This window comes from Streptomyces sp. NPDC088730, from assembly GCF_044751215.1.
GTDB lineage: Bacteria > Actinomycetota > Actinomycetes > Streptomycetales > Streptomycetaceae > Streptomyces.
In genome coordinates this window covers 57,602-70,347 of sequence record NZ_JBIVLK010000020.1, presented here as the reverse complement: position 1 = coordinate 70,347, position 12,746 = coordinate 57,602, and the positions used below count along the sequence as shown (strand labels likewise).

The following is a 12,746-nucleotide window of genomic DNA, read 5'->3' as shown; positions in this document are numbered from 1 at the left end:
GGCCGCTGTGACCCGTCGAAACGCCGGGGGCGGGGCGTGTCGCCACGTCCCGCCCCCGCCCCCGTCGCAGTGATCCCGGATCAGCTCACGTCGAGCGCGACATCGTCCAGGACGAAGCTGGTCTGGAGGTAGGCGTCCTCCTTACTGGTGAACCCCAGCGTGACCGTCTGCCCCGCGGCGGAGCCGACGTCGAAGCTCTGCTGGACGTACCCACCGCCCGCGTCGGCGTTCGAGTACGTGGCCAGCGTCCGGGTCCCCAGCTTGACGGTGAACGTGTCGTAGGCCGTCGCGTCACCCGCCGACTCGGCGGTGTCGGTGCGCAAGAAGAACGACAGCCTGTACGTCGAGCAGCCCGCCGGAACGGTCAGTGACTGCGAGGCGCTGTCGGTGTGCGTGCTGCCCCAGCCGCCGAACCAGGCCTGGTAGGAGCCGGTGTGCGCCGGCTTCTCCGAGGTCCGGTTGTTGATGACCCCGTCCGTCTGGGTCCACGGGGACGTGCCGTCCTCGAAGCCGCCGTTGGTGACGACCTGCCGGGCCTGGCAGTTGCCGCCGCCACCGACGACCAGCGAGTAGGTGGTGGTGTGGGTGGCGGTGCCCGTCGCGGTCACCGTGAGCGTGTAGGTGCCCGCGGTGGTCTGGGCCCCCGCGGAGACGGTCATCGTCGAGGACGATCCCGACTGCACGGTCGCCGGGGCGAAGGAGACGGTGACCCCGCTCGGTGCGCCCGAGGCCGTCAGGCGGACGCTCTGTCCGGAGCCGCTGGTGGTGGCCGTGGACACGGTCGCGGTTGCCGAGGCGCCCGGCTGGACGTTGCCGGACACCGGGTTCACCGAGACGGAGAAGTCGTCGGCCGGTGCGGTGGTGCCGACTGCCGTCTTCCACACCGTGTAGGCGACACCGTCGGCGCTGCGGTCGAGAGCGGTCGCGTTGATGTTGCTGGTCGTGTCGCACGACTGGTGGTAGCACGGATCGTACGAACGCCCGGCCGTTCCGCCCCACTTGGCGGCCTGGGCCGAGGTCTTCGTGTCACTCGCGCCGGTCGCGTAGCCCGAGGTGGCGATGCCGCCCTGCTGGAAGGAGTAGTCGTCGGAGCGTCCCTGACCCTCCACGTTCTCCTCCGGAGCGAGGCCGAGCGAGGTCCAGTACTCCTTCATCGGGGCCGAGGCCGCCGAGTTGAGGTTGTTGATGAAGTAGCCGCCGTTGGTGGAGGCGACCATGTCGAAGTTGTAGTACGCGCTGATGGCGGCGCGCTGGGCGGAGGTCAGCTGCCCGACGTAGTACTGGGAGCCCTGCAGGCCCTGTTCCTCGCCGTTCCACCAGGCGAAGCGGACGTGCTTGGTCATCGTCGGGTTCTGCTGGGCGAGCGCGAGGGCGTTCTCCAGCAGGGTCGCCGAGCCGGAGCCGTTGTCATTGATGCCGGGCCCGGCACTGACGCCGTCCAGGTGGGCGCCGAACATCACGGTCCGGTCCGCCGGACCGCCCGGCCAGTCCGCGATGAGGTTCTTGCCCGCGTAGGTGCAGCTGCCGCAGGCCTGCTCGCTGACGGTGTAACCGGCCGCCTGGAGCTTGCCCTTCACATAGGCGAGCGAGGCGGTGTAACCGGCGCTGCCGGCCCGGCGGTTGCCGCCGTTCTGCGAGGCGATGGTGCTGAACTGCGACAGGTGCGACTGCACATTGGCGACGCTGATGTCGGGAGGCGTGGCGCCCGGCGTGCCACCGCCGTCACTGACGGTCAGGGTGTACTGCGCGGTGTGGCTCTGGGTGCCGGTTCCCTTCACGGTGAGCGTGTAGGTCCCGGGGGCCGCGGCCGCCGTCGTCGAGACGGTCATCGCGGAGGTCGCGCCCGACTGAACGGCGGACGGGCTGAAGGAGACGGAGACCCCGCTCGGCTGACCGGTCGCGGACAGGTTCACCGTCTGCGCGCTGCCGGAGCTGACGGTCGTCCTGACCGTGGCCGTCACGGAGCTGCCGGGCTTCACCGAGCCGGTGGCCGGGTCCAGTGACATCGAGAAGTCGTTGTTGCCGCTCGGGGTGCAGGCCGGGTCACCGCTCTGGGCGGGCACGCTGACGGCGTCCCAGGCGGCCTTCGTCCGGTTGAACAGCACGCAGGTGGCGTCGAGGGTCTTGGCCGAGGTGAGCGTGGCCGTGCGGTAGCGCTTGTACGTCATGCCGCTGGTCTTGAGCAGCATGCCGCCGTAGAAGACCTTTCCGGCGCTCTGGATGCCCACGCCGGTGACCGAGGAGCTGTTGCACGTCGGGCTGGACGGCTTGCCGCCCCCCGGGCTCGACCCCTCGGCCAGCAGGTAGAACCAGTGGTTGAGCGGACCGGCCGCCGCGTGCTCCTCGGTGTTGGGTATGGAGGAGCTGTAGCAGTTCGGGTCACCGATCTGCCCCGGGTTGTACATGATCCGGATCGGCCCGTTGCCCACGAGGTTGATCTTCTCGCCGACGGTGTAGTCCGGGTCGTCGTACGGGGCCGGCTCATTGGTGTACGCCTCGGTGAGCGCGCCCATGATGTCGCCGGTCGCCTCGCCGAGACCGGACTCGTTGTTGGCGCCGCCCGGCGTGTACTGGTCGATGCCGTGGCCGAACTCGTGGCCCACGACGTCCATGGCGCCGATCCACTGGTTGGCGTTGTTGTGGCCGATGGAGACGGTGGAGCCGTCCCAGTAGGCGTTCACGTCGTTCAGCCCGACCTTGACGGGCCAGCTGCGGCCGTTGCCGTCGTGGCCGTTGCGCCCCAGCCAGTCGCGCAGCATGTCCCACTCGTGCTGGGCCGCCCACATGACGTCGACGCAGCCGGTCTCCTTGCTGGTGGCGTTGCCGGTGCCCCAGGAGTCGGAGGACTTGGTGAAGACGCCGCCCGTGCTGTAGTCGGCGCAGCTGAGTCCCGGCCTGCCGGGGTCACGGAGCGAGTAACTTCCACCTGAGGAGGTGGTGTTGATGGACAGCGGGGAGGGCCCGTTCCACTGGCTGTTGCCGGTGCCGGCCTTGACGTCGTCGTAGCTGTCGAGCACCGCGCCGGTGCCCGCGTCGACGAACACGTGCAGATGGCTGGGCGCCTTAGCGGTCCGGCCGGTCAGCACCGTCTCCCAGGCCAGCCGGGACTTCCCGCCGGTGGCCCGTACGACCAGCCGGTGGCTGTCCACCCGCTCCACGGACTTCAGCTTCTTGCGCGCGGCGGTCTCGGCCCTCGCGGCGGAGACGGTCGCGGTGGTCGGTACGTTGATCCGCCGGGAGACCGCCGACCGGGCGGCGCGGACCCGCCCCTTGGAGTCGGCCACCACGACGGCGTCCCCGCCCACCACCGGGAGTCCGCGGTAGCTGCGCTGGTAGGCGATCGAGTAGAGCCCGTTGACCCAGGGGGTCACGTTCTGTCGCTCGTAGCGTTCCTCCGGACCCTTCGCCAGGGCGTCGAGGCCACTGGCGGCCGCCCGGTCGGCGGCCGACACGGCGGCCGCGAGAGGGGTGGGCGCGGGCGGGGTCGGTTCCGCGGAAGCTGACTGGCCATTGGTGGCGACCAGCATCGCGGCGAGGACGGCCAGGGTTGTCCCGGCCGTCATCGGTCTGCGTTTCATCGAGGCTCCTCGGTTCGTGGGGACCTCGGTCACGGGCGGCGGCGTGGGGAGACGCCCCTCCCGTGCGGCTGCCGTCGGCCGTCCGCCCAGGTGGTGTCCGTGATCGAGCGACCGAACACTCACACGTGGCCCTCGGCGGGTCAACGAACCAGGGGCGCTGTGAAGGGAGTTGGCAAGTCTGGTCAAGTCCGTCCGGTGGGATCGCACAGCGTTCGCACCGGGCGGTGGTGAGGTCGGCGCGTTCACCAGGAGGCCCGCGAGAGATCGACGGCGTGGCGGAATCCGGGCGCCGGAGGAACGCGAGGGGAGTGGACAGGTCTGCGGCGAGGGGTTTAGTATGCACCCGCACTCAATGATCTTGCCGAGGAAATATCCATCGCGACCCTATCACCTCTCTGTTAATTGCGCAAGCTCTCCTGACGTACCGTCATTTGGCCGGCTCCGGCCCGCCGCCAACGAGGAAGACGACAGACATGACTACGGGAACCGTCACCGCAGCGGACGCCGGCACCTGGCAGCTGGGCGATCTGACCGTCAACCGGATGGGATTCGGCGCGATGCGCCTGACCCAGAACGGCGCCGCGCTCACCACCGCCCGCACCCCGCACGACCGGGACCGGGCCGTCGCCGTGCTCCGCCGTGCGGTTGACCTCGGTGTGAACCACATCGACACGGCGGCCTTCTACTTCTCACCGATGAGCTCGGCCAACGAGCTGATCAACCGGGCGCTGGGTCCCTACCCGGACGAGCTGGTCATCGCCACCAAGGTCGGCCCCGGCCGTGGCCCGTCCGGCGACTGGCTGGACTGGGCCCGGCCGCAGGACCTGCGCGGCCAGGTCGAGGAGAACCTCCGCCAGCTAGGCCGCGACCACCTCGACGTGGTGAACCTCCGCATGAACGGGCCCGCTTCCATCGCGGACAGGTTCGGCGCGCTGGCCGAGCTGCGGGAGCAGGGGCTGATCCGCCACCTGGGACTCTCCAACGTAGGGGCGGACCAGATCGCCGAGGCACTGCCCATCGCACCGGTCGTCTGCGTCCAGAACCGGTACGGCATAGCCACCCGCCGAGCGGACTCCGACGACGTGCTGCGGATCTGCGGGGAGCGGGGCATCGCTTTCGTGCCGTTCTACGCCATCGCCGGTGAGGGCCGGGAAGCCGGTGCGGCCGCCGCCGCGGAGAGCGAGGCGGTGTCGGCCGTCGCCAGGGCCCACGGCGCCTCGCCCGCCCAGGTCCGGCTGGCCTGGACCCTCCAGCGCGGCCCCCACGTACTGGCCATCCCGGGCACCGGCAATCCGGACCACCTGACGGAGAACGTCGCGGCGGCCGCCCTGCGGCTCACCGGGGACGAACTGCGGCTCCTCACCGAACTCGGTCAGCACACCGGCTGAGCCCGCACCCTCGGCGGGCCCGGGTGAACCGGGCCCGCCGGAGCCCCGGGGAGCGGCCCGCAGCGACGTAGCATGATCCTCATGGAGCAGCGCGAACTGGGCAGGACCGGACGGGACGTATCGGTCGTCGGGCAGGGCACATGGCAGCTCGGCGGGGACTGGGGCGAGGTGCGGGAGGAGGATGCCTTCGGTGTGCTCGACGCGGCCGTCGAGTCAGGAGTCACCTTCTTCGACACCGCGGACGTGTACGGGGACGGCCGCAGCGAACAGCTCATCGGCCGCTATCTGAAGGAGCGTCCGGACGCGCGGGTCTTCGTCGCGACGAAGATGGGCCGGCGCGTCGAGCAGCTGCCGGAGAACTACGTCCTGGACAACTTCCGCGCCTGGAACGACCGCTCGCGGTCCAACCTGGGCGTCGACACGCTGGACCTGGTGCAGCTGCACTGCCCGCCGACCGCCGTCTACTCCTCGGACGAGGTCTACGACGCCCTCGACACGCTGGTCGCCGAGGAGCGGATCGCCGCCTACGGGGTGAGTGTCGAGACCTGCGCAGAGGCGCTGACGGCCATCGCCCGCCCCGGCGTCGCGAGCGTCCAGATCATCCTCAACCCGTTCCGCCTCAAGCCGCTGGACGAGGTGCTGCCGGCCGCGCGTGCCGCCGGTGTCGGCATCGTGGCGCGGGTGCCGCTCGCCTCGGGGCTGCTCTCCGGAAAGTACACCGAGGACACCGTCTTCGGCCCGGACGACCACCGCACGTACAACCGGCACGGAGAGGCGTTCGACCAGGGCGAGACCTTCTCCGGAATCGACTACGCGACCGGGATCGCCGCCGCGGCAGAGTTCGCCGGGCTCGCTCCCCAGGGGGCGACGCCGGCGCAGACCGCACTGCGCTGGATCATCCAGCAGCCGGGCGTCACCAGCGTGATCCCCGGCGCGCGTTCGGTGGAACAGGCCCGCGCCAACGCCTCGGCGGCGGCGCTGGAGCCGCTGGCGGACGAGACGCTCGACGCGGTACGTGACCTCTACGACCGCAGGATCCGCGCGGCGGTACACAGCCGCTGGTAGCGGACGCGACTACCGGCCCTCGTCATCGGGGTCCGGTGACGGCGCACCGCTCGTCGAGGTGACCTCGTCCGGGGTGGTGGCCGAGCTGGAATCGGGGGAGAAGAGACTCATCCCCAGATACACGGCGGCGAGAAAGGCGACCGTGCCCGCGATCGCACTCGCCACCCTCGGACGGCGCCTTATCGCCTCGCGGGTGCTGCGCCGAGGGGTACTCCTCGACCGGCTTGCCGCGCGCCGCCCGTGGCCGCCGGCCGCCTGCGGCAGCCGGTAGACCGTCGGAGCGCCGGAGTCCTCGCCGGACGCGGTGCCGGGCCCGGCCTTGGCCGGGGACCGGTGCGGTGCGGGGGAGGGCGGTGCGGCCGCCGACGGGTAGGGCGCGGCCGGCGCGTGCGGTGGAGCGGGCCGGTACATCGGCAGCGGCTCCGCCTGTCCCCGCCAGGCCTCGCCGCCGAACCAGTCGGCCACCTGCTGGGCCGTCGGCCGGTCCTCGGGCTGCTTCGCGAGCAGTCCGAGCAGGTACGAGTCGAAGGCGGCGGACATCTCGACCCCGCGCTGCCGCAGCGGCACGGGAGGCGTGTCCACGTGCTGGTAGAGGGTGGCGGTCGGGGTGTCGGAACGGAACGGCGGCTGACCGAGAAGCAGCTGGTAGATCACACAGCCGAGGGAGTACATGTCGGAGGCGGCGTCGGCCGTGCGGCCCAGCGCCCGCTCCGGCGCGAGGTAGAGGCTCGTGCCGACGATGTGACCGGTGGTGGTGAGCGCGGCGGACGGATCGTCGACGAACTGGGCGATGCCGAAGTCGCCGATCTTGACGGAACCCTCCGCGTCCAGCATCAGGTTTCCGGGCTTGATGTCGCGGTGGACGATGCCCTGCCGGTGGGCCGCGGCCAGCCCGGCGGCGGCCTGACCGGCGATGCGGGCGACCTGTTCCGGGTCCAGCCGTTCCTGGGACAGCAGCAGATCGGCGAGGCTCCTGCCCTCGACCAGCTCCATCACGAGGAAGAGCCGGTCCTCCCAGGACCCGAAGTCGAACACCGCCACCAGATGCGGATGGCTCAGCCGGGCAGCGGTCTGGGCCTCCAGCCGGAAACGCGCGGTGGCCGACTCGTCGGCGTGCTCCCCCAGCAGCAGCTTCACGGCGACGGATCTACCGAGGACCTCGTCCGCGGCCCGCCAGACCTCACCCATCCCGCCACGACCGATAGCGGATATCAATCGGTACCGACCAGCAACCAGCACCTGCGCACACCTATCCAGAGTTTGGGCCGAGGACCGCTTCGACTACCGCGGCTGCGACCTCATCTGTATCCGACGGGGTGGGGGGCACGCAGCATGATCAGGATATCCGGCGGAGGGCGGCCGGACGACCGCCGGGCGGTATCGGCACGGATCAGGCGAACAACCACGCGCAGGCGGCCTGTGCGCTGAACTCGCCCTGACCGCCTGGGAAAAGCAGATCCGCCGCCACGAACAACGGATCACCGGCGGCCGCCCGGAGATAGGGGACCGCGATGCAGCGCATGCCCGCCGCGCGGGCCGCCGCGACGCCCGGCGCGGCATCCTCCACCACCACACAGCCGGCCGGCGGGACGCCGAGACGGCGCGCCGCCTCCAGGAAGACGTCCGGCGCAGGCTTTCCGCGCGCCACCTCCTCCGCGGAGACGTACTCGGTGAGGAACGCGTCGAGACCGGTGGCCTTCAGCACGGCCGCTATCGCGGCCGTCGGCGAACCCGAGGCCACCGCCATGGCGACACCGCGCCCGTGCAGCGTCTCCACGAAACTCCGCATCTCGGGGAACGCCTCGGTCGAGGTGCGCGCCAGCTCCAGATAGATGGCGTCCTGACCCGCCACCAGCTCGTCCACGGAGGCCGCGATGCCGTACTCGGTCCGCAGCTCGGCCAGCGCCTCGCGGTTGCTGATACCGAGGAAGCGGGCGTTCTGCTCCCAGCTGAAGTCCGGTACGCCGTACCGCTCCAGCAGCAGCCGCGCCGACTCGTAGGCGTTCGGCTCACTGTCGACGAGCGTGCCGTCCAGGTCGAAGAGGACCGAAGGGGGCTGTGTGCGTGGTGAGTTCATGGCGGCCATGCTCTCAGCCGCTGATCATCCCGGGTCCCCCGCGGCCGTCCGGCCCACCGATTCCACCAGGGGCAGCAGCCGGTGCGGAACCCGCTCCCGCAGGGCCACCTCTGTGCGGGTCCTGACCACGCCCGGCAGCTGGATGAGCTGCTGGATCACATCCTCCAGATGTCCGTTGTCCCGGGCCACCACCCGGGTCAGCAGGTCGCCGCCGCCCGTGGTGGAGAAGGCCTCGACGATCTCCGGCACGGCGGCGAGCGCCTCGCCCACATCGTCGAGGTGCCCCTGCGTCACCTCCAGATGGACGAAGGCGAGCACCGGGTGGCCGAGGGCGGCGGGGGAGAGGACCGGGCCGCTGCCGGTGATCACGCCGTCGCGTTCCAGCCGGTCGATGCGGGCCTGGAGGGTCCCCCGGGCGATGGAGAGAATCCGGGCGTACTCCCGCACGCTGGTGTGCGGCTGCTCGATGAGCAGCCGCAGGATGCGGGTGTCGAGCGCGTCCACCGCCATGGTCCGCCGGCCTCTCGCTGGTACGTCTGCTGGGCCAGTGACTGTACCAATGGCACACCGGCGAGCCTGTACGGCGGGCCGCCGCCCCGTGCGTCCGGCCGGTGGCCGGGTGGCTCGGAGCGGCGGCTGGGGCGGTGTCAGAACTGCACGTCGGAGCAGGCGTAGAAGGCGTTACCGGTGTCGGAGATCGTCCAGACGCCGAGGATCAGCTGCTTGCCGGACTTCTGCGGGAGTACGCCCGAGTGGGTCACGGTCGAGCCGGGCAGCTTGCCGCCGAAGGGGACGGTGAGGAACGGCTGCGGTTCCAGGTCGGCCCGGGTGAGCGGCTTGGACGGGTCGTAGCCGTCCTTGGTGATGTAGTACCGGAAGTCGGTCGTGGCGTGCCGGGCCTCGATCCGCCAGTTGAACGTGTAGTTCTGCCCCGCGGTGACCTTGGTGGCGGGCCAGGCGCCGCCTCTCGGGTCGTCGAGCTCGGAGAACCGGCCGATGCCGCCCGAGCAGATGTGGCCGTCGGCCGGTCCACGGGTGGGGAAGCCCTTGGGACCCTCGACGCTCGGGGGCTCCCACTGGATCTGCCCGCAGTGCTTGACGGTGCCGATGCCGCAGAGCTGCTGACGGCTGATGGGGGAGTCGGTGTAGCCGTGGCTCTGGGCGCTGCCGGAGGTGGCGAACAGCGCCGCACCGGCCAGGCCGAGCCCGGCCAGTAAGGAAGTGATCTTTCTGCGCATACGTAGCTCCTGGAGATGTGGGGTGATGTCCGGAGAGTTCTGCGGTCTAGACCAAGGGTGAGCGTAGTCATGTCAACTCCCCCTGTCCATACCGTCCGAGAGCCTCTGCCGGGCCCCGCGGACGCGCGTACACGCCGCTCCCGGAGGGCGCGCCCAACTCGTGCCTCCCCACCGGTCCGGATCCCCGGGCTGCCGGGCGGAGGGGAGGGGTGCCCCGGTCCCGCCCGTCCGGCAGCCGCCCGTCAGGGGCGGAACGACACCGTCTGGGCCGCGTCCGCGTGCCGCGGTGCGGTCGAGACCGGACCGCGGCCGTCGATGTCCAGGGCCAGCCCGCTGTGCCGGCTGACCAGGCGCTACTCACCCGTGGCCTGTGAAGCGCCGCCCGCGGCGGGGGAGTTCACGGCCTTCTGGAGATCCCACCGGGAGGTGGCCGGCACCTTGTGCCAGCGTCAAGGGGGTGGACGGGCGTTCCTCGGCCATGGCCGCGGTCGTCGTCGCGCCGGAGCCCGAACTGCTGGAGCCCGAACCCGGCGGACCTCCGACGCGACCGCTTCCAGGCCCCGGTCCGCCTCACGCGGACCGGCGGACCCGGACGCCCGCCCGTAACCTGCGGCAGCCGCCCGAGCCCTTCGCGATCAGGAGGCGGGCAGCTCGCCGCGGACGGTGCGGGCCGCGGCGACCAGGTTCTCCAGCGACGCCCTGGTCTCGGGCCAGCCGCGGGTCTTCAGACCGCAGTCCGGGTTGACCCACAGCCGTTCGGCGGGGATGGCCTCAAGTCCCTTGCGGAGCAGGGCCGCGGCCTCGTCCGCGCCGGGCACGCGCGGTGAGTGGATGTCGTACACGCCGGGACCCGCCTCGCGCGGGTAGCCGTGCGCGGCGAGTTCGCGGGCGACCTGCATGTGCGAGCGGGCGGCCTCCAGGCTGATGACGTCGGCGTCGAGGTCGTCGATGGCCTGGACGATGTCACCGAACTCCGCGTAGCACATGTGGGTGTGGATCTGGGTGTCCGGCCGTACGCCGCTGGTGGTGAGGCGGAACGACCCGGTGGCCCAGTCCAGGTACCCGGCGCGGTCCGCCGCGCGCAGGGGGAGTGTCTCGCGCAGGGCGGGCTCGTCGACCTGGATGACCGAAGTGCCCGCGTTCTCCAGGTCGTCGACCTCGTCGCGCAGGGCGAGGGCGACCTGGCGCGCGGTCTCGCCGAGCGGCTGGTCGTCGCGGACGAAGGACCAGGCCAGCATGGTCACCGGGCCGGTCAGCATGCCCTTGACCGGGCGTCCGGTGAGCGACTGGGCGTACGAGGTCCAGCGCACCGTCATGGGTTCGGGGCGGGAGATGTCGCCCGCGAGGACCGGCGGGCGGACGTAGCGCGTGCCGTAGGACTGGACCCAGCCGTGCTGGGTGGCGAGGTAGCCGGTGAGCTGCTCGGCGAAGTACTGCACCATGTCGTTGCGTTCGGGCTCGCCGTGCACCAGAACGTCGATGCCGGTCTTCTCCTGGAAGGCGATGACCTCACCGATCTCGGCCTTGACGCGCTCCTCGTAGCCGGCCGTGCCGATCCGTCCCGCGCGCAGATCGGCGCGGGCCGCGCGCAGCTCGCCCGTCTGCGGGAAGGAGCCGATGGTGGTCGTCGGGAGCAGCGGCAGCCCGAGGTGGGCGCGCTGGGCGGCGGCACGCTCGGGGTACGGCTGGGAGCGACGGCCGTCGGCGTCCGTGATGGCCGCGGTCCTGGCCCGGACGGCGGGGTCGCGGGTGATCGGGGAGTTGGCACGGGACGCGAGGTCGGCGCGGTTGGCGGCGATCTCGGCGGTGATCGTGCCGGTGCCCCGGGCCAGCCCCTTCGCGAGCGTGACGATCTCTGCGGTCTTCTGCCCGGCGAAGGCGAGCCAGCGCAGGATCTGCGGGTCGATGTCCCGCTCCGGCGCCGTGTCGAGCGGTACGTGCAGCAGGGAGCAGGACGCCGCTACATCGACCCGGTCGGCGAGGCCGAGAAGGGTGGCGAGGGTGGCGAGGGACTTCTCGTAGTCGTTGATCCAGATGTTGCGGCCGTCGACGACACCCGCGACGAGGCGTTTGCCGGGAAGCCCGCCGACGGCGGCGAGGTCTTGGAGGTTCGCGGCGGCGGCATCGGTGAAGTCCAGTGCCAGGCCCTCGACCGGGGCCTTCGCCAGGACGGGGAGCGCCTCGCCGAGCCGGTCGAAGTAGGAGGCGACGAGCAGCTTGGGCCGGTCGGCGAGGCCGCCGAGCTCGCGGTAGGTGCGGGCGGCGGCGTTCAACTCGGCCGGGATGCGGTCCTGGACCAGGGCGGGTTCATCGATCTGCACCCACTCCGCGCCCGCGGCACGCAGATCGGCGAGCACCTCCGCGTACACCGGCAGCAGCCGGTCCAGCAGGGTGAGCGGCTCGAAGCCGGCCGCCACCCCGGGGGCGGGCTTGGCCAGCAGGAGGTAGGTGACCGGGCCGACGAGCACCGGCCGGGCGGTGTGGCCGAGTGCGAGGGCCTCCCTGAGCTCGGTGACCTGCTTGGTGGAGTCGGCACTGAAGCCGGTGTCGGGGCCGAGCTCGGGGACGAGGTAGTGGTAGTTGGTGTCGAACCACTTGGTCATCTCCAGCGGCGCCACGTCCTGGGTGCCGCGAGCCATCGCGAAGTACCCGTCGAGCGGGTCGGCGGCGACGGCTTCGCGGTGCCGCTGGGGGACCGCGCCGACCATGACGCTGGTGTCCAGGACGTGGTCGTAGTACGAGAAGTCGCCGGTCGGCACCTCATGGACGCCGGCATCCGCCAGCTGCTTCCAGTTGGACCGGCGCAGTTCTGCCGCCGTCCCCCGGAGGGCGCCGGCGGTGACGCGGCCCTTCCAGTACCCCTCGATGGCCTTCTTCAGTTCCCGGTTCGGGCCCTGGCGGGGGTAGCCGTACACGGTGGCTCGTGCTGCCGCGGCTGCGGGCTTGGGTGTCACGGAAATCTCCTTCGCGAGATGACTCCTGAACATCCCGGAGACGGGACACGGGCGCGAAGGGATGACGAACCGGACGGATATCGCACACGCCGCGGCGCGGATTCTCCGTCTGGTACGCACGCCGACCCGCCCACGAGGTCACCGGGACAACCGCATGCGAGTGGGTCGCGTGCGGGCAACGGGCAGGTCTTCGGACTCGTGGGCACGCCTGCCAGGGGCAGACTCCTACTGGCCGTCGCTTCCCGGACCCGATCGGGTCCAGTGCGTATGACGGCGGTCGTTCCCACTTACCGCTGCGGGGCAGTCCCGGATTCACACCGGGTTCCCTCTTGCGACGCGCCTGCCTGGCGGACAGGGGCGAACCAGCTGCACCGGCCAGCCTAGGGGGTGGACCGTCCCCGAGGCACCGCTGTTCACATTCCGGGATGTGGAAGGGGGCCAAGACC

General features: G+C 71.3%; 8 protein-coding genes and 1 riboswitch. Of the genes, 2 read left to right on the top strand and 6 right to left on the bottom strand.

Annotated elements, in window-relative coordinates:
- Positions 1-80 precede the first annotated feature (80 nt).
- On the bottom strand, positions 81-3,563 hold the full coding sequence (locus ACIP89_RS34355) for a M28 family peptidase (protein ID WP_402118315.1): 3,483 nt from the start codon (positions 3,561-3,563) through the stop codon (positions 81-83).
- A gap of 488 nt (positions 3,564-4,051) precedes the next feature.
- On the opposite strand from ACIP89_RS34355, the gene ACIP89_RS34350 reads away from it, so the two are divergent.
- Both ACIP89_RS34350 and ACIP89_RS34345 read left to right on the top strand, forming a co-directional pair.
- A complete protein-coding gene (locus ACIP89_RS34350) occupies positions 4,052-4,966 on the top strand; it encodes an aldo/keto reductase (protein WP_401932672.1) in 915 nt (304 codons plus the stop codon).
- 72 nt (positions 4,967-5,038) lie between these two features.
- A complete protein-coding gene (locus ACIP89_RS34345) occupies positions 5,039-6,031 on the top strand; it encodes an aldo/keto reductase (RefSeq protein ID WP_402118282.1) in 993 nt (330 codons plus the stop codon).
- A gap of 9 nt (positions 6,032-6,040) precedes the next feature.
- On the opposite strand, the gene ACIP89_RS34340 is transcribed toward ACIP89_RS34345, so the two are convergent.
- The 5 genes from ACIP89_RS34340 to metE form a co-directional block, all read right to left on the bottom strand.
- Positions 6,041-7,219, bottom strand: coding sequence for a serine/threonine-protein kinase (locus ACIP89_RS34340; protein WP_402118281.1), 1,179 nt, complete (start codon positions 7,217-7,219; stop codon positions 6,041-6,043).
- Positions 7,220-7,421: 202 nt separating this feature from the next.
- Positions 7,422-8,108: an HAD family hydrolase gene (locus tag ACIP89_RS34335; RefSeq protein WP_402118279.1), complete on the bottom strand. Its 687-nt coding sequence runs from the start codon at positions 8,106-8,108 to the stop codon at positions 7,422-7,424.
- Positions 8,109-8,132: 24 nt separating this feature from the next.
- Positions 8,133-8,618: an Lrp/AsnC family transcriptional regulator gene (locus ACIP89_RS34330; protein WP_401928971.1), complete on the bottom strand. Its 486-nt coding sequence runs from the start codon at positions 8,616-8,618 to the stop codon at positions 8,133-8,135.
- 137 nt (positions 8,619-8,755) lie between these two features.
- Positions 8,756-9,346, bottom strand: a complete 591-nt coding sequence (locus tag ACIP89_RS34325) for a lytic polysaccharide monooxygenase (RefSeq protein WP_389213483.1) — start codon at positions 9,344-9,346, stop codon at positions 8,756-8,758.
- A gap of 635 nt (positions 9,347-9,981) precedes the next feature.
- Positions 9,982-12,300, bottom strand: coding sequence for a 5-methyltetrahydropteroyltriglutamate--homocysteine S-methyltransferase (gene metE, locus ACIP89_RS34320; protein WP_402118277.1), 2,319 nt, complete (start codon positions 12,298-12,300; stop codon positions 9,982-9,984).
- A gap of 163 nt (positions 12,301-12,463) precedes the next feature.
- Positions 12,464-12,663, bottom strand: a riboswitch (cobalamin riboswitch).
- Positions 12,664-12,746: the final 83 nt, after the last annotated feature.